Genomic DNA, 16,050 nt, shown 5'->3' with positions numbered 1-16,050 from the left:
GGACGATGCGAAGCGGACTGGTTCAGACGGGCGCCTGGGCGGCGGCCACCGGGGTGGCGGTGTTGCTGTCCTGGCTCGGTGTCAGCAGCGTGCTGTCGGACGACGCGTTCGGGCCGCCCAAGCCGCTGCCGCTGCCGGCCCGCTCGACGACGCCCGGCCCGGTCCAGGTCGGCGCGACGCACGCCCCGGGCCCGCCGCCGTCGGCCACGCCCCCGGAGCAGCCCGGCACGACCCCCGGCGCGTCCACCGAGCCCCCGTCCACCGCCGCGCCCGCGCACCGGTCGCCGACCCCGACGCCCGAGAGCACCGAGGACGGCGACGACGACGCCGCGGACGGCGGCGACAGCGCGGCGCCGACCCCCAGTTCGGTGCACAGCTACCTGGTGCCCGGCGGCCGGGTCGCCCTGGACATCCACCCGGACTCCGCCGACCTGGTCTCGGCCACCCCGGACGCGGGCTGGCAGATGCAGGTCTGGCACGGCGACGAGTGGATGCGGATCGACTTCTCGCTGAACGGCGCCGCCAACTCGGTCTTCGTGACCTGGAACGGCCACGCCCCGGACGTCCAGACCGTCGTCCGCTGAACGACGCACCGAGCAGCCCCGGGGCTGCTCGGTGCGTTCAACGCGGTGCGGTCAGAGGTTGCCGCGGCGCTCCTGCTCGCGCTCGATCGCCTCGAAGAGCGCCTTGAAGTTGCCCTTGCCGAAGCCCATCGACCCGTGCCGCTCGATCATCTCGAAGAAGACCGTCGGCCGGTCCTGCACCGGCTTGGTGAAGATCTGCAGCAGGTAGCCGTCCTCGTCACGGTCGGCCAGGATCTTCAGCTCGCGCAGCTGCTCGATCGGCACCCGGGTGTCGCCGACCCACTCGCCCAGCGTGTCGTAGTAGCTGTCGGGGGTGTCCAGGAACTCCACTCCCGCCGCCCGCATCTGACGGACCGTGTGCACGATGTCGTTGGTCGCCAGCGCGATGTGCTGGACGCCGGGGCCGCCGTAGAACTCCAGGTACTCGTCGATCTGCGACTTCTTCTTGGCGATAGCCGGCTCGTTGAGCGGGAACTTGACCTTGCGGGTCCCGTCCGCGACCACCTTGGACATCAGCGCGGAGTACTCGGTGGCGATGTCGTCGCCCACGAACTCCTTCATGTTGGTGAAGCCCATCACCTGGTTGTAGAAGCCCACCCACTCGTTCATCTTGCCGAGTTCGACGTTGCCGACGCAGTGGTCGATCGCCTGGAAGTTGCGCTTCTTGACCGGCTCGACGATCGGCTCGCGGGCGACGTAGCCCGGCAGGTAGGCACCGGCGTAGCCGGAGCGGTCCACCAGGGTGTGCCGGGTCTCGCCGTAGGTGGCGATGGAGGCCAGCACCACGGTGCCGTGCTCGTCCTTGACCTCGTGCGGCGCGGCGAGCGAGGTCGCGCCGTGGGCGACGGCGTAGGCGTGCGCGGCGTACACGTCCGGGACCTCGATGGCGAGGTCGATCACGCCGTCACCGTGCTCGGCGACGTGGCGCTCCAGGAACCGGCCGCGCTCGGTGGCCGCCTTGACGACGGAGGTCAGCACGAAGCGCGCGCCGCCCGACTCCAGGACGTACGAGGCGGTCTCGCGCGAGCCGGTCTCCGGTCCGGAGTAGGCCACGCAGCGCATGCCGAAGGCGGTGGAGTAGTAGTGCGCTGCCTGCTTGGCGTTGCCGACGGCGAACTCGACGGCGTCCATCCCCTTCACCGGGAAGGGATCGGCCTGTCCCGCGTGCGCGGGGATGGACTGAGCGGCGGTATCGGTCATGACGGCCTCCCTGTAGGGCGTGGGACCAGGTGCCCCGAGGGTTGTGGGGCTTGATCTCCCCCGCGGATCGGTGTGGGGACCGGCCCACGGGGTTGTGGGGGGAGCGTGGCCCCGATCACAGCGTTGCGCAACCGTTCCGTTTTCCGCTGGTCAAGCTGTGCCGTCCGGCGGGACAATCCGGGGAGCGGCTGTACAGATTGCCCAGTGGAAGAGGACTCCGCATGCACTCCCCGATCGACGCCCTGGACGGCCGGCTGATCACCCTGCTGACCGAGGAGCCGCGGATCGGGGTCCTGGAGTGCTCGCGCCGCCTCCAGGTGGCCAGGGGCACCGTGCAGGCCCGGCTGGACCGGCTGCAGGCACGCGGGGTGATCAACGGCTTCGGCCCCGAGGTGGAACCGGCGGCGCTGGGCTACCCGGTCACCGCCTTCGCCACGCTGGAGATCTCCCAGGGCCAGGGCAGCGACGTCCGGGCCCACCTGGCGTCCGTCCCGGAGGTGCTGGAGCTGCACACCATCACCGGCCAGGGCGACATGCTCTGCCGGATCGTGGCCCACTCCAACGCGGACCTGCAACGGGTGATCGACCGGGTGGTCGGCTTCGACGGCATCGTGCGCGCCTCCACCGCGATCGCGCTGGAGAACCCGGTCCGCTACCGGGTGCTGCCGCTGGTCGCGCAGGCCGCCACCGAGGAGGCGGAGTACCCCGAGCGGCCCTGAGAGCCCACGCTCAGCAGCTGGGGAGGCTGCCGCCGTCGCCCAGCGCGGTGAGCGCCGCCAGCGAGTCGCTCAGGGTGTTCACCGGGATCAGCCGCAGCCCCGCCGGGGTGTTGACCTGGGCGTCCGTGCACTCGCTGCGCGGCACCAGGAAGACGGTCGCGCCGTCCCGGGCCGCCGCGTGGGTCTTCAGCGCCACGCCGCCGACCGCGCCGACGTTGCCGCTGTCGTCGATGGTGCCGGTGCCCGCGATGTTGCGGCCGTGGGTCAGGTCGCCGCCCTTGCCGTCGCCGGCCAGCTTGTCGATGATCGCCAGGCTGAGCATCTGGCCGCCGCTGGGACCGCCGATTCCGGCCAGATCCACGGTCACCTTGACCTGATCGGGTGACAGGTGCAGATAGTTCAGCGCGACGGTGGTCGCGCTGTCCTGCGCCTGGGTCATCTGCTGGGTGGTGGCCTCCTGGGCCTTGGTCGCGTTGCTCTGCGGGTAGACCGCGTCCCGCGGCAGCACGGCCACCGTCGGGTCGAGCCAGCCCCGGATCGCCTGGTCCAGGTTGATCGTCTCGGTGGGGCCGGTCGCCGTGATGGTGGTGATCCGCAGCGCGCCGGTGGTCTGCCGCACGGGCGCGCCGGTGATCGTGAGCACCTGGTGGCCCTGGTAGCTGCCGAGCGCATCGGCGGTGTCACCGGGTGAGGTGAGCGTGTACGGAAGCGGCGCGAAGGCCCCCAGCGCGAGCAGCGCGGCGACCATCGCGGCGCACAGGGCGAGCGCGCGGCGCTTGGGGGTGAACGCGGCGAGCGGCCTGGGGGCGACAGGCGGCTTCGAGGCGGCGGGCGGCTTCGGGGCGACAGACACAAGGGCATCCAAACACACCGGCCGCCCCGGCCGGATCAGCGCAGGGCGTCCGCCACCTCGGTGGCCGCCTCGACCACCCGCGGCCCGACCCGCTCGGGCACCAGCCCGTTGAGCATCACCACGCCGACGCTGCCCTCGATGCCGCTGAGCCCCAGCAGCGCCGCGGCCGCCCCGCTGGCACCTGACTGCTCCTCGGCGCGGGTGATCACGAAGCCCTGCTCGGGCCTGCGCTGCTGCGGGAAGTTGCGGGCCTCCAGGATCGCCCGGCCGGCCGCGCTCTCGTCCAGCGGGTGGCGCAGGCCGGTGCGGTAGGCGACGTGGAAGTCGGTCCAGCTGGGCTCGACGACGGCCACCGCGAGCGCCTCGGTGCCGTCCACCAGGGTGAGGTGGGCGGTCGCGCCGAGGTCCTCGGCGAGGCTGCGCAGGGCGGGCAGCGCGGCCTCGCGCAGCAGCGGGTGCACCCGGTGCGCCAGGCGCAGGACGCCCAGGCCCACCCGGGCCCGGCCGCCGATGTCGCGACGGACCAGGCCGTGCTGCTCCAGGGTGGCCAGCAGGCGGTAGACGACGGTGCGGTTGACGGCCAGGCGGGCGGCCAGCTCGGTCACGGTCAGCCCGCGCTCCGAGTCGGCCAGCAGCTTGAGGACCCGTACTCCACGGTCGAGGGTCTGGGAGGTCTCAGCGGTCACGACACTCTTTCCTTTCCGCGGCGGTCCCGGCACCGGCACAGCACCGGACCGGAACGAAGGTGTCGCGCGCAGGGGTGGTGGACGCGGCGGACCGGCCGCGACATCGTCGGCACACCCGGCCCTTCAGGCACTCGGTTCGGAGGTCGTGCCTACGAGAGAGCGTGGAGGAAAAGTAGTAAGTGTTTCGCCGCTACGGAAGTGGTTGTCCAAAATTCGGTCATGATCGATATCTTGGATTCGGACTTTTCCGGGCAATCGACGCTATTTAGATGAGGTTTTCGCGCCCGCTCCACCCTCCGGGTCCGGAGTCCGGACAACTCACCCCATCCGCAGCAGCCCGGCACGCAGTGCGGCGGCCACTGCCGCGCCGCGGCTCTCCACTCCCAGTTTTCCGTAGATATTCGTGAGGTGACTCTTCGCAGTCGCCTCGCTGATGAACAGCTGTGCGGATATCTGACGATTCGACAGGCCGTCGGCGAGGAGTTGCAGCACCTCGATCTCCCTTTTCGAGAGGCTGGGCGAGCCGCCGCGCATTCGTCGCATCAGCCGGCCGACCGCGGACGGGCTGAGCACCGAACCGCCCCCCGCCACGGTCCGGACGGCCGCCACCAGCTCCTGGGCCGCCGCCTCCTTGCCCAGATAGCCCGCCGCACCGGCGTCGATCGCGCTCAGCACGTCCTGGTCCGAGCCGTACGCGCTGAGCACCAGGACGGCCGGCGGGTCGGGCAGCGCGAGCAGCGCGCGCAGCAGCACCACGCCCTGGAAGACCCCGGCGCCGAGGTCGAGGTCCAGCAACACCACCGCGGGCCGGCCCGGGCCGGGCCGCTCGCCCATCAGGCGCAGCGCCTCGGTGTCGTCCGCCGCCTCGGCCACCACGTCCAGGTCCGCGCAGTCCTCCAGCATCGCCCGCACCCCGAGCCGGATCGCCGGGTGGTCGTCCACCACCATGACCGGGGTCGGCCCGCCCGACTCAGCCATTGCCTCTCCCCGTCAGCTTCGCGCCCGGCCATGGCCTGAGCGGCACCTCTCGCGGGCCGTCGGAAGCGGCTCGGGCAGAGGGGTGCTCAGTATGCCACCGGTCCGGGGCCCGACTCCGGGGCGGCCGGGCAGGGCAGCTCGGCCAGCACGGTGACCCCCTGACCAGGCACGGACTCCACCCGCAGGCTGCCGCCCGCCTCCCGGACCAGCCGGGCGGCGCCGGCCAGCCCGAGCCCTCCCGGATCGGCCGGACGGGCCGCCGGCCAGGTCGCGGCCCCGGCCGGAAGCCCGCTCCCGTCGTCCCGGACGGTGGCCGCCAGGTGGTCGGCCCGGTAGTCGAGACCGACCGTGACGGTGGTCGCCCGGGCGTGTCGCAGCGCGTTGCCCAGCGCCTCGCCGATCACCCGCAGCACCGCGCTCTCGGCGGGCAGCGGCAGCGGGCGGTGCGCCCCGCTGGTCCGGAACCGGACCAGCGGCGGCGGGCCGCCCGGCCCGCAGGCCGTCCCCAGCTCGGCCAGGCAGGCCAGGCCGCGATTGGCGAGGGTCACGTACTGGCCGACCGCCGCGACCAGGCCGCCGTTGGAGAGCTGGGCGAAGGCGACCCCGCGGGTCAGGTCGTGGGCCTGGTCGAGACCGAGCAGGAGGGTGTCGTAGGCGACCTCCAACCGCTCGGCCGGCCGGGGCCCGAGCTCCTCGGCCCGGGCGGCGGCCCGCAGCAGCATCGCGGCGGCGGCCAGGTTCTGGGCCAGCCCGTCGTGCACCTCACGCCCGATCCGCTCGCGCTCCTCCAGCCGGCCCGCCTCGCGCTCCGCCGCCGCCCACTCCTCGGCATCCTGACGTAGCGTCACCAGCCGCTCCCGGGCGGCCCGTCGGGCCTCCAGTACGCCACAGCGTGCGGCCAGCAGCTGCCAGAGTCCGACACCCCCCAGCACCGCCAGCGCCGTCGTCCGCAGGACGACCGGGCTCCCGGCCGCAGTCGACCTCCTCGCACCGCGCACGTGACCACCTAGCACTGGGGGCATGGAGCTGTCTACCGCCGTTTCGCCTATTTCCACCTACCTTATGGGCGTAAATCAGTCCTGCACATTCGTAGGATGTAACCGTTTGATCAAGCCGAGAACCTGGTCACGCACCACTGAAGCGATCGGCACATCGGGGGCCCTGTGCACCACTTCGACCTTTTCGGGTACCAGGACGGGATCGGTGGACAGCTTCGTACCACCCTCCCGATGGACCTCGAAACCGAGATTCCCGGCGTCCGCCACCGGCTCGACGTGGGAGTGCGGTACGACGACGCCGACCCCCTGGTGGTCTCGCTCGTCTTCGACGCCGGCGATGACGTCCCGATCAGCTGGGCGGTCTGCCGCGACCTCCTGCTGGAGGGCCTGGACCGGCCCAGCGGCCTCGGCGACGTCCACGTACGCCCGGCGGACGACGGGGAGTTGCTGATCGTCCTGCGCACCCCCTCCGGAACCGCGCGCCTGCACGCCCCGGCCGCCGCGCTGGAGTCGCTGCTCCTGCGCACCCTGCTGCTGGTGCCGATCGGCGCCGAGTTCGCCCCGGGCGCCCTGGAGCGCGAACTCGACATCCTGCTCCCCCCGGGCCACAGCTGAGTTACCGTCAAAGCGCCTAGCGGGCCCACTCCTTGACCTTGGCGATCCGGGCCTTCAGCTGGTTGACGGTCGCCTGCGCGGTGAGCGGCCCGCCGCAGACCCGGCGCAGCTCGTTGTGGATCGTGCCGTGCGGCTGGTTGGTCCGGTGGTGCCAGGCGGCCACCAGGCCGTTCAGCTCCTTGCGCAGCTCGCGCAGCTCCTGGTGGGTCACCACCGGGCGCTGCTCGGCCGGGAGTTCGAGCAGGTCGGCCTCCTCGGCCGGCTTGGCCTTGCTGCGCTGGATCTGCCGGTGCTGGCGCTTCTGCAGCAGCATCTGGACCTGGTCGGGCTCCAGCAGGCCGGGGATACCGAGGTACTCCTCCTCCTCGTCACTGCCCGGATGCGCCTGCATGCCGAATTCCATGGCGTTGTAGAGCACCCGGTCGAAGACCGCGTCGGAGCCGATCGCCTCGTAACTGAAGTCGTCGCCGCCGGCGCCGTCCGGACCGTCGTCGGCCCGCTCGGCCTCGGCGAGCAGCCGGTCCTCCTCGTCGAAGAGGCCCTCGCCCTCCTTCTTCGGCCGGTCCAGGACGTGGTCGCGCTGCAGCTCCATCTCGTTGGCGAAGGAGAGCAGGGTGGGCACCGAGGGCAGGAAGACCGAGGCCGTCTCGCCGCGCTTGCGGGCTCGCACGAAGCGGCCGACGGCCTGCGCGAAGAAGAGCGGGGTGGAGATCGAGGTGGCGTAGACCCCGACGGCCAGCCGCGGCACGTCGACGCCCTCGGACACCATCCGGACCGCGACCATCCAGCGGGAGTCGCCCTGCGAGAAGTCGGAGATCCGCTGGGAGGCCTCGGTCTCGTCCGACAGCACGACGGTGGCGCCCTCGCCGGTGATCTCGCGGATCATCTTGGCGTAGGCGCGCGCCGCGTTCTGGTCGGTGGCGATGACCAGGCCGCCGGCGTCCGGGATGGCCTTGCGGACCTCGGTGAGCCGCTTGTCCGCGGCGCGCAGCACGTTGGGGATCCAGTCGCCCTGCGGGGCCAGCGCGGTGCGCCAGGCCTGCGCGATCAGGTCCTTGGTCATCGGCTCGCCGAGCCGGGCCTCCAGCTCGTCGCCTGACTTGGTGCGCCAGCGCATGTTGCCGCTGTAGGAGAGGAAGATCACCGGACGCACGACGTGGTCGGCGAGCGCGTGGCCGTAGCCGTAGGTGTAGTCGGCGACCGACTTGCGCAGCCCGTCGGTGTCCTCGGCGTACTGCACGAAGGGGATCGGGTTGGTGTCCGAGCGGAACGGCGTCCCGGTCAGCGCGAGCCGGCGGGCGGCCGGCTCGAACGCCTCGAAGCAGGCCTCGCCCCAGGACTTGGAGTCGCCGGCGTGGTGGATCTCGTCCAGCACGACCAGGGTCTTGCGCGCCTCGGTCCGGTTGCGGTGCAGCATCGGGTTGACGCCGATGCCCGCGTAGGTGACCACGATGCCGTGGTACTCCCGGGAGAGCGGGCCCGAGGAGTAGCCCGGGTCCAGCTTGATGCCTATCCGGGCCGCCGCCTCCGCCCACTGCTTCTTGAGGTGCTCGGTCGGCGCGACGACGGTGATCTGCTGCACCAGGTGGTTGTGCAGCAGATACGAGGCGAGGGTGAGCGCGAAGGTGGTCTTGCCTGCGCCCGGGGTCGCGACCGCCAGGAAGTCCCGGGGCTGCTTCTCGATGTACCGGTCCAGCGCCCCCTGCTGCCAGGCACGCAGCTTGCCCGCGGTACCCCACGGCGCACGCCCGGGGAAGGCCGGCGACAGATGGTGCGAACCGGCTGCGGCGGCGGCCGGGCGGACCGGGGTGTGCGGATCCACGGCGTCGGAGAACAACGGCGAGGTGGCGGCAGAGGCGGGGGCAGTACTCACGGTCTCCGAGGGGGATCGTCGCAGGTCAGGGCCGGATGACGGGCCCGTCCCGCAGTCGGACGGCGATCGGACAACCCGCCTAGCCTACCGGGCGAAGCCGCTCGGCCGCCGCCGACACAGCCGCCTACTGATGGTCGTGAAGGTCACGCAACCGCCGCGCGATGTCGCTGACCTCGGAGGTTGTGCCGGCCGCCACGGCGACCACGAGCCGGTAGGCGACGTCTTGGTCCACCTCCATCATGTCGGCGCCGTTGAGGTCGAGGAAGACCACCGTGCACAGCCACGCCGTGCGCTTGTTGCCGTCCACGAAGGGGTGGTTGACCGCCAGGGAGTGCAGCAGTGCGGCGGCCTTGTCCCAGATCCCGACATACGCCTCGACCCCGAACATCCGGGACTGCGGACGATGCACGGCGGAGTCCAGCAGCCCGAGGTCGCGGACGGCGACCGGCTGCCCCTGGCAGGCGAGCTCGGCGAGGTCCAGCGCCTCCCGCACGGTCAGGTACTTCACTCGCCGAGCCTGCGCAGCAGGTCGGCGTGGCGCGTCGCGTACTTGGCGCCGAGCTTGCGCACGGACTCGCGGTCCGAGCCCTCGTCCAGGTAGCGCTCGATCGCCAGCAGGGCCACCGCGTGCATGCTCCGGCCCTCCTTCTCCGCCCGGGCCCGCAGAGCCTCCTGCTGTTCGTCGCTGAGTCGCAGATTCATCGCCATACCGAAACGGTACGCCGGATGGGGTCATTTTGACCCCAGATTTCGCAGCCCATCGGGGGGCCCTGTGACCCGGATCACCCATTCGCCGCACGCAACACCGGTAAGAGCCCGTCCCGGGAGCACTCTCTCCTCACACAGGCCACCCCGCAGCCGACCCGAGGAGCTCCCCGTGACCAGTACCGCCGTCGAACAGATCGTCCACGCCCGCCTGGTCCTCAGCTCCCACCACTCGGCCCCGCTGCGGGTCACCCTGCGCTACCGCGCGTCCGACCCGCTGGCGGTGCGGATGGCCTTCCCCGCCGAGTTCTCGCTCGACGAGGCCTGGGGCCCCGAGGACGGCGAGGAGGTCGAGTGGGTCTTCGCGCGGCAGCTGCTGGCCACCGGGCTCGAACTGCCGGCCGGCCTCGGCGACGTGCACGTCCGGCCCGCCCGGGGCCGGGCCGTCATGGTGGAACTGCGGGCGCCGGAGGGCGTCGCGCTGCTCCGGTTCGGCGCGCCCGAGCTGCGGCGCTTCCTCTGGCGCAGCTACCTGTCCGTCGCGGACGGCCAGGAGGACCGCTACCTCGACGCGGACGGCGCGCTGGCCGAGCTGCTGCGCTGAGCCGCGCCGGTGACCGTCACGCGGAGAGCCTGCGCATCAGCCGGACGCCCTGGCCCGGCGTCAGATGCGGCAGGTAGGCCTTGCCGATCGCCCGGGTGATGCTCGCCAGCGCCGCCGGGTCCGGGTACACCATGTACAGCGGCCGGTACTCCGGCTGGAACTTCGCCTTGAACGCCAACAGCGACCGGAACCCGTACACCGGCTCCAGCGTCCGGCCCATCCAGTCCAGCAGCCGCTGCAGCACGGTCGTCGACCCACCGCGGTCGGCGCGGGCCAGCGGCGCGCCCGACAGGCTCAGGAACAGCGCCCCCTCCTCCTTGAACCCCAGCGCCGCCGACGCGATCAGGAACTCCGTCACCCCCCGGAACCCCTCCGAACGCCGCCGCATGAAATCCAGCGTCCACCCCACCGGCTCCCCCTCCCGATACACCGGCATCCAACTCGTCAACCCGTGCACCGTCCGATCCCCGTCCACCGCCACCAACAACCGCACCGCCGGATCGTCCAACTCCTCCAGACCCCCCAACGTGAACCCCATCTCCGGCAACCCCTTGTCCGACACCCACTCCTCCGAGATCGACCGGATCTGATCCCGGACCACCAACGGCGCCGACCCCCAACTCCACCACTGCGCCGTGATCCCCTCCTTCTTCGCCTTGTTCAACGACGTCCGGATGTCCTGCCACTTCTTCCCCGTGAACGCCAACTCCGGCAACGCCACCACCGTGTCCTCCGCCACCTGCACCGACCGCCACCCCAACCCCCGCGCCGCCTCCAACACCCCCGGCGTCACGCTGTAAAAACACGGCGTCCACCCCCGCGCGTCACAGAACGCCGCGAACCCCGCCACCGCCCGCCCACACGCCCCCGGCTCCCCGAACGGATCCCCCGTCGTCAACGCCACCGTCGCGAACACCCGATACGCCACCGCCGCCTCACCCCCCGCATCGAACCAGTAATGATTCCCGTCCCACGTCGAGATGAACGACAACGTCGACCCCCCGTGCCGCTCCAACAACGCCCGCGCCCGCGCCCCCGCCGCCGCGTCCACATGCACCCACGGCCGCCGGAAAGCCACCAACAACGCCACCAACGCCACCGCCCAGAACACCACCCCGCAGTAGATCCGCAGAGTCTGCGAGGTGCCGCCGACCGGCACCGGATAGCTGAACACCAAGTCGTCGTAGGCCGGCGGCAGGAACTCCGAAGGCAGCCCTTCGGCCAGCCCGGTCAGCGTCGCGTCCGGGTTGTACTGGTCGCGCACCAGCCAGCCGATCCCCACATACGCGGCGCAGGCCAGCAGGAAGGCGCCGCCGATCAGCGCCCCGAGCCGCCGCACGTCGCGGGCGGGCAGCCGCAGCGAGAACCGCTTGCGGGTGACCAGCAGCAGCACCAGGACGAGCACCGGCAGCGCCAGCGACTCCCCGACGATCTGCCAGACCTCGCCCCGCCCGCCCAGGTCCTGCGCCTGGTCCAGCAGCAGGTCGAGCAGCCAGCACAGCAGGCCGATCCAGAGCAGCTGGACGACCGCGATGGTCCACCAGGCCAGCCGCAGGCCGCGCCGTAGCCCCTCCGCCAGGACCAGCAGCAGCACCGGGATCAGCGCGGCCATCAGCTGTCCCGGGGAATCGAAGAAGTGCTGCAGCGCGTGGTAGTGCGCGCAGTCGTCGGCGGAGACCGAACAGGCGTACTGGACGTCCTCGGCGCTCGGCGGCTGGGAGAAGTAGAGGTCCCCGAAGGTGTTGAACGGCCCGCGGGCGTCGCGGTAGAGCGAGGCGATCAACGGCCCGAGCGCCGAGCCGACCACGCAGAGCGCGACCAGCACCCGGATTTCGTTGTGCGAGGAGCGCCGCGGGCGCAGCCCGGCCGGCCCGCCACGCGCCAGCAGCACCCCGGCGGCGAGTCCCAGCACCGAGCCGGCCAGTCGCTGGACGCTCTGCAGGTGCCCGATGTACAGCACCAGGACCAGCGGGACGAGCACCACGAGCAGCTGCAGCCGGCGCCGCCACAGCGCGGTCAGCCGGAAGCTCAGGGCGGCCGCCAGACTGAAGATCCCGACCGTCGGACCGACCGCGATCTGCTCGTCCAGGCCCTGCGTCCAGCTCTCGCCGACGGCGATGCCCAGCCGGACCGCGCCGGTCCCCAGCAGCGTGCCCAGGACCTGGCCGCCGACCAGCACGGCCGCCGTCCTGAGCGGGCCGAGCCGCCGCTCGGCGGCCGGACCGATGATCAGCAGGATCGCCGTGGTGACCAGGTAGGCGCCGATCCCCGAGCACCAGAGGAGCGAGCTGAGCGGCGTCCACCAGCGCCCGGCGTCGAGCGAGGGCAGGCCCACCCCGACCCGTTCGACCAGCCACGGCGAGGGGCCGGTCGCCAGACTGCCGGTGGCCGCGCCCAGGATCCAGAGCACGGCGGTCAGCGCCAGGGTGAGCGGGGCCTGCCGCAGCGCTCCGGCGAGCAGCGCGGGCACGCGCAGCCAGCGGTGCCAGCCGCGCTCCGGGCGCGGGCTGAGCGGGGCGCCGTCCAGCTCGTCCGGGCCCGCCGTCCGGCCGGCCGGGCCGTCGGGACGCGTCGTCACCCGGCCCGCCGGCTGCCGGCCAGGTGAGCGTAGACCACGAGGTTGCCCTGGTAGCCCCGGCTCTTGGTGAACGCACCGCCGCAGGTGATCAGCCGCAGCTGGGGGTCGGCGGCCCGGCCGTAGACCTGCCGGTCGGGGAAGGCGCTCTTGTCGTACACCTCAAGGGCGTCGACCACGAAGTAGGCGGTACTGCCGTCCTGCCGCGAGACGTCGATCCGGTCACCGCGGTGCAGCGCGCCCAGGCCGTAGAAGACCGCGGGGCCGTCCGCGGTGTCCACGTGCCCGGCCATCAGCGCAGTGCCGCTCTGTCCCGGCGTCACCCCGGCGCGGTACCAGCCGGCCAGGTTGCGGTCGTGGTCGGCGGGGGTGGCGAGGTGCCCCTCGGGGTCCAGGCCGAGGCCGGTCACCGGGGCGTCCACGGTGATCGCGGGGATCCTGATCCGGGTCGGCGCGGAGGCCGCCATCGGGGTGCCGCTGAGCGCGGCGCGGGCGGGGCCCGCGGCAAGCGCCTCGGCCGCGGTCGGGGCAGGGGGCAGGCCCGGGCCACTGCCGTCCTGGACCAGCCAGGCGCCCACGACCATCGTCGCCCCCAGTGCTATCGCCCCCGACCAGGGACTCCTGCGCCCGCCCACCGGGACTCCCCTCGTCTACCGTTATCGCTGCTCAGGGGCTCCAGCCAAGCGGGGTCGCGAGCCCGCCGCATCGGCAGCGCCGCCGTCCGGGTGAGAGCCCGACCGCCGCAGCGAACGCACGCTGGGCAGCCGGGGCCGGACCAGGAAGCCCTCGGCCATGCCGTTGGCGACCGCGATGGTGGGCAGCTCGGAGGACTTCTCGTAGAGCAGGAAGCGCGGCTCCCAGGCGGGCTGGTACTTGGCGTTGGCCCGGTACAGCGACTCCAGTTGCCACCAGCGGGAGAGGAAGCGCAGCACATGCCGCCAGAGCCGCAGCACCGGCCCGGCGCCGAGCTTGCCGCCCTGCTCGAAGACGTAGCGGAACATCGCGAAGTTGAGCGAGATCCGGGTGACGGGCTGCTCGCCGGCCTTCGCGCGGACCAGCAGCTCAGTGATCATGAACTCCACCAGCCCGTTGTCCGACTCCCGGTCACGGCGCATCAGGTCCAGCGAGAGCCCGTGCGCGCCCCACGGGACGAAGCTGAGCAGCGCGCAGGTGCGGTCGTTGTCGTCCCGGCACTCGATCATCAGGCAGTCGCCGTCGGTCGGGTCGCCGAGCCGGCCGAGCGCCATCGAGAAGCCGCGCTCGGTGCGACCGTGCCGCCAGGCGTCGGCGAGCCGGACGAGGTCGGTGAGCTCGGTCTCCGGGATGTCCCGGTGGCGGCGGAGCACCACCTGGTAGCCGGCCTTGCGGACCCGGTTGTGCGCCTGGCGCAGGGTGCGCATCGAGCGGCCCTCCAGACTGAAGGCGTCCACCTCGACGATCGCCTCGTCGCCGAACTCCAGGGCTCGCAGGCCGGCCCGCTCGTAGACCGTGCCCGCCTGCTCGCTGGCGCCGGTGACCGCGGGCACCCAGGCGTTCGTCCGGGCGGTCTCGCGCCACACCTCGATCGCCTGCGGCCAGGCCTCCGGATCGCCGATCGGATCGCCGGAGGCCAGGGCGACGCCGTTGACCACGCGGTAGAGCACCGCCGCCTTGCCGGACGGCGACCAGCTGACCGACTTGTCGCGACGCAGCGCGAAGTAGCCGAGCGAGTCCCGGGCGCCGTGGCGCTCCAGCAGGGCGCGCAGCCGCTGTTCGTCGTCCTCCTCCATGTTCAGCCGGCCGATCGGGGAGCGGAAGAAGACCCGCAGCACCAGCAGGAAGAGCGCCGCGCCGAGCACATTGATCGCCAGGTCGGCCAGCCGGGTCACCCGCACGGTCGGGGTCACGTCGCCGATGCCGGACAGGGTGAACAGCCGCAGCACGGTGTACTTCAGGCAGGCGCCCCAACTGGCCTGCGGCGCGGTGTCGCCGGCGTGCACCAGGAGGGTGCCGAGCCCGATCACGACGATCGCCCCGACCACCAGCGTCCAGAGCCCGAGCAGCGCGTTGCCGCGTGCGCCGCGGGCGTGGAAGGCGCGCCGGCTGAGCACCAGGGTGACCAGCAGTGAGGCCGTGAGGACCGCCGAGACCCAGTTGAACGGGTGCGCGCGGTCCTCCGGCAGCACCGCCAGCGCGAGCAGGAAGACCGCCGCGTAGACGGCGGCCACGGTGGTGGCGACGATCCAGGCGGCCCGCTTGCGACGACGCAGCATCACGGCGAGCAGCGCCGCGAAGAGCGCCGCGGTGAAGCCCGCGGTCACCAGCACCGGTGTGAAGAAGTCACCGCTGTTGGCCCGGTGGACCCGCTCACGGAACGGGGTGATCAGGCCGGCCAGCAGGTTGAGCAGCGCGGCGATCCGGATGTACCACTCGGCGAAGCCCGCACACCGCGCCCGCCAGCGAGGCAGCGGCTTGCGGGGCGCCGGCGCGGGAGTGGGCGTGACTGCGGGCGCGGGGGCGGGAGTGGGCGCCGGCGCGGTCCGGGCGGGCGCCCGGAGCGGGGGCGCGGCCGTCTCGGTCTGGTCCGTGGGTACCTCCGGGGCCGGGAGTGGAGCCGGTACCAGCGGGGTACCGGCCAGCAGGTTGTAGATCGAGACCTTCACCTTGTCGAGCCGCTGGTGCACCCGCGCGTCGCGGCGCTCCGCCCGGGCCATCCGCTTGGGACGGCTGCGGTAGCGCCAGCGGGCCCACGGGCTCTGCGGCCGCCCGAGCCGGATCGCCCCGACCAGGGCGAGCACCGGGATCATCACGCCGATCAGGCCGGTCCAGAGCTTGCCCTTGAGCAGGCTCACCGTCACCAGCACCAGCAGGACCGCCGCACTGATCAGCTGACTGGGTGTGAAGTGCCGGCTGAAGCCGCCGAACGGCAGGTTGCCGAGCAGCAGCAGTCCGATGATCGCCACCGCCAGGATCACCGCGTCCACCGACTTGCGCCCCTGCTCGCTCCAGTAGACGTCTTCCAGATGGAGCACCAGCGCGAACTCGTCCAGCACCAGCCCGCAGCCGATGCCGAAGGTCAGGCCCAGCACGTTCCAGAGGTCCCCGCCGTCACCGCGCACGGTGAAAGAGCCGACCCCGGCGATCAGCATCAGCGTCTGGCCGAACACCACGTGGTGGATGTGCAGGCCCCCCGGCGTCACGTTGCCCGGCCACCACTTGGCGCCGCGCCGGATCATCCGAACGCTGAACCGGATGAAGAGGAAGGAGCTGATCAAGCCCACCAGCAGCAGAAAGAGCGGTTCCCTGCCCGGGACGACGATGCGCGAGTGATACGCGTCTTGCACGGCGTGCCACATGGCTGCGGACTCTCCTCCCGTCGTGGCTGAACCACGACCCTCGCTTCATGTGATGATGCCCCAGCCCGGCCCGCGACCCGACGCGCCGAGGCGCTGCGCCGGACGGGGGAGCGCGAGCCGACCTCCCCCACGCCGTCCCGTCGCAAGACCGTTCTCATGCCATGCTGTGGAACAAACAGCCTATAACGGTCTATCAACCGACTAAACGCCAGATAAGCCACCGCTGCACGCCGTTGATCGGCCCGCCCCGCCGGCTTCCGCGTTGCGTCCACCAGGCGTCGGCCAGCCGCTCTCCCGGCCGGCGAGTCGCGCCGTTGACCGGTCG

Annotated in this window: 15 protein-coding genes; 4 read left to right on the top strand and 11 right to left on the bottom strand. The window is 72.2% G+C overall.

All coding sequences use genetic code 11. The annotated features are described in order from the left end of the window. Nucleotides 1-5 precede the first annotated feature (5 nt). Complete coding sequence (locus BS80_RS04515; RefSeq protein WP_035793487.1) at nt 6-584, top strand: hypothetical protein; 579 nt, start codon at nt 6-8, stop codon at nt 582-584. Nucleotides 585-635: 51 nt separating this feature from the next. Here BS80_RS04515 and hppD read toward each other — a convergent pair whose 3' ends face one another. Beyond that, nucleotides 636-1,784, bottom strand: coding sequence for a 4-hydroxyphenylpyruvate dioxygenase (gene hppD, locus BS80_RS04510; RefSeq protein ID WP_035793485.1), 1,149 nt, complete (start codon nt 1,782-1,784; stop codon nt 636-638). A 221-nt stretch (nt 1,785-2,005) separates the two neighbouring features. Between hppD and BS80_RS04505 the strand changes: the two genes are divergently transcribed. Next, nucleotides 2,006-2,503 carry an Lrp/AsnC family transcriptional regulator gene (locus tag BS80_RS04505; RefSeq protein WP_035793482.1) on the top strand — a complete coding sequence of 166 codons (498 nt, stop codon included), beginning with the start codon at nt 2,006-2,008 and terminating at the stop codon, nt 2,501-2,503. Nucleotides 2,504-2,513: 10 nt separating this feature from the next. On the opposite strand, the gene BS80_RS04500 is transcribed toward BS80_RS04505, so the two are convergent. From BS80_RS04500 to BS80_RS04485, 4 genes are all read right to left on the bottom strand, one after another. Continuing rightward, on the bottom strand, nt 2,514-3,356 hold the full coding sequence (locus tag BS80_RS04500; protein WP_332262151.1) for a S16 family serine protease: 843 nt from the start codon (nt 3,354-3,356) through the stop codon (nt 2,514-2,516). Between the two features lie 35 nt (nt 3,357-3,391). Then, nucleotides 3,392-4,042, bottom strand: a complete 651-nt coding sequence (locus BS80_RS04495; protein WP_035793479.1) for an IclR family transcriptional regulator — start codon at nt 4,040-4,042, stop codon at nt 3,392-3,394. A 318-nt stretch (nt 4,043-4,360) separates the two neighbouring features. Further along, on the bottom strand, nt 4,361-5,020 hold the full coding sequence (locus BS80_RS04490; RefSeq protein WP_035793476.1) for a response regulator transcription factor: 660 nt from the start codon (nt 5,018-5,020) through the stop codon (nt 4,361-4,363). Nucleotides 5,021-5,106: 86 nt separating this feature from the next. Then, nucleotides 5,107-6,018, bottom strand: a complete 912-nt coding sequence (locus BS80_RS04485) for a sensor histidine kinase (protein WP_198045435.1) — start codon at nt 6,016-6,018, stop codon at nt 5,107-5,109. A 231-nt stretch (nt 6,019-6,249) separates the two neighbouring features. Between BS80_RS04485 and BS80_RS04480 the strand changes: the two genes are divergently transcribed. Further along, on the top strand, nt 6,250-6,633 hold the full coding sequence (locus BS80_RS04480; RefSeq protein WP_051965993.1) for an SsgA family sporulation/cell division regulator: 384 nt from the start codon (nt 6,250-6,252) through the stop codon (nt 6,631-6,633). Nucleotides 6,634-6,649: 16 nt separating this feature from the next. Here BS80_RS04480 and BS80_RS04475 read toward each other — a convergent pair whose 3' ends face one another. The 3 genes from BS80_RS04475 to BS80_RS04465 all read right to left on the bottom strand — a co-directional run bounded on the left by BS80_RS04475 (nt 6,650) and on the right by BS80_RS04465 (nt 9,214). Then, nucleotides 6,650-8,470 (bottom strand): DEAD/DEAH box helicase, encoded by a 1,821-nt coding sequence (locus tag BS80_RS04475; RefSeq protein ID WP_198045445.1) that lies wholly within the window; start codon nt 8,468-8,470, stop codon nt 6,650-6,652. Nucleotides 8,471-8,630: 160 nt separating this feature from the next. Then, entirely contained in the window at nt 8,631-9,014 is a 384-nt protein-coding gene (locus BS80_RS04470; RefSeq protein WP_035793470.1) for a type II toxin-antitoxin system death-on-curing family toxin, read from the bottom strand. After that, nucleotides 9,011-9,214, bottom strand: a complete 204-nt coding sequence (locus BS80_RS04465) for a ribbon-helix-helix protein, CopG family (protein WP_198045434.1) — start codon at nt 9,212-9,214, stop codon at nt 9,011-9,013. Before BS80_RS04465 ends, BS80_RS04470 begins: the two co-directional genes overlap by 4 nt. A 169-nt stretch (nt 9,215-9,383) precedes the next feature. Between BS80_RS04465 and BS80_RS42450 the strand changes: the two genes are divergently transcribed. Next, complete coding sequence (locus BS80_RS42450) at nt 9,384-9,815, top strand: SsgA family sporulation/cell division regulator (protein WP_035793468.1); 432 nt, start codon at nt 9,384-9,386, stop codon at nt 9,813-9,815. A 16-nt stretch (nt 9,816-9,831) separates the two neighbouring features. Here BS80_RS42450 and BS80_RS04455 read toward each other — a convergent pair whose 3' ends face one another. From BS80_RS04455 to BS80_RS04445, 3 genes are all read right to left on the bottom strand, one after another. Next, the gene (locus BS80_RS04455) at nt 9,832-12,393 is read right to left on the bottom strand and encodes a bifunctional lysylphosphatidylglycerol flippase/synthetase MprF (protein WP_051965990.1); all 2,562 of its coding nucleotides are present in this window, start codon (nt 12,391-12,393) and stop codon (nt 9,832-9,834) included. Further along, on the bottom strand, nt 12,390-12,974 hold the full coding sequence (locus tag BS80_RS04450; RefSeq protein ID WP_051965988.1) for a class F sortase: 585 nt from the start codon (nt 12,972-12,974) through the stop codon (nt 12,390-12,392). The genes BS80_RS04455 and BS80_RS04450 overlap by 4 nt, the downstream gene beginning before the upstream one ends. A gap of 72 nt (nt 12,975-13,046) precedes the next feature. Further along, entirely contained in the window at nt 13,047-15,725 is a 2,679-nt protein-coding gene (locus tag BS80_RS04445; RefSeq protein ID WP_063771897.1) for a phosphatidylglycerol lysyltransferase domain-containing protein, read from the bottom strand. Between the last annotated feature and the right edge of the window lie 325 nt (nt 15,726-16,050).

It is taken from the genome of Kitasatospora mediocidica KCTC 9733 (assembly GCF_000744225.1).
Taxonomy (GTDB): domain Bacteria; phylum Actinomycetota; class Actinomycetes; order Streptomycetales; family Streptomycetaceae; genus Kitasatospora; species Kitasatospora mediocidica.
The sequence above is the reverse complement of the archived record's forward strand: the minus strand, read 5'-3'. Positions and strand labels throughout refer to the sequence as shown.